At 34.2% G+C, this 1,174-nt stretch carries 1 protein-coding gene; it reads left to right on the top strand.

Annotated elements, in window-relative coordinates; genetic code table 11:
• Positions 1–1,170 (top strand): DUF6080 domain-containing protein (locus ACWPWY_RS23540; RefSeq protein WP_454193954.1); only part of this gene is annotated, 1,170 nt, incomplete at its 5' end.
• Between the last annotated feature and the right edge of the window lie 4 nt (positions 1,171–1,174).

The raw sequence follows: 1,174 nt of genomic DNA on the forward strand, positions 1-1,174 counted from the left end.
AGTGATCATGAAAGTTTGCTTCAGCGTTTTAGCCCATTTTACGGAGTGCCGTTTACCTTAAATATTTTTAATTTTGATCCTTCTTTGTACTATGCATTCAATCATGGTTCTGTAGTGCATCCTTTTATTAATTTTTTAACGGTCCCCTTAGCTTATGCGGCAAAGATGACGGTGAATAATTCTTTTTTTCTAATTCTTCAATCGGTAATAAATGCAGTTAGTACTTCCGTGTTTTTTATCTATTTGTGCAGACAAAAAGTATCGTATACATACGCTGTGATCTTTACTCTTATCTTTGGTTCCAGTTCCTATTTAATCTTCACCTCACTCATCCCAGATTCTTATTGTTATGCTCAGTGTGGACTTCTAGTTTCTGTCCTGTATTTACAATACTGTAGAACGAATGACAGTCATAGAGTTTTACCAATCGCATTGTTAGGTTTTCTGAATTTTGCTATAACATCCACCAATATTATCCCGTTTTTCATTGCTGTTTTTATTAGTCTTTATAAGAAAAAGGAATGGAGGAACAGCTTGTTGTTAGTCTTGAAAATAGGCATCACATTTTTACTAACAACGATCTTGTTTAGCTTTGTTCAATACCTACTGTTTGATGGGCATACCTGGTTTGAGAAGATAAATACGAATTTAAATAATGCAGGATTCAGTTATGTTGCTCCATTTTCACTCGAACATCATTGGAAGGCTTTTTACATGTTATTCGTTAGTCCCGTCCTGACACCATCGATCACTTTAATAGATCAAGGCATCGTAGCCTTTGCAACAGACATTACCGCAGGGTATTCTATTTATTCCCACTTATTAGGGATTGTCTTGCTGATTTCAGGAGCGGCTTCTATTTTTTATAGAAGAAAAGAAAAAGAAACATGGACATTAATGTCATTTATCCTTTTTGCGGTCATTCTTCATCTTGTTATTGGCTATGGTCTGGGTGTATTTAAATATGATTTATATCTTTATGCAGGGCACTATTTATTTGCTCAGTTATTAATCATCGCTCAAGTAACGAAAATTCTGAATCGTAAAAAGTGGAATTATTTTGTTATGACGATCATGGTAATAAGTCTAATTATAACGATAACAAACAACGTGATTCTTCATTCGAACACACTTGAAGTTATATCAAATGCTTACCTTCAAATGCGATAAAGAG

The sequence above is a fragment of the Paenibacillus sp. Marseille-Q7038 genome, assembly GCF_965111595.1.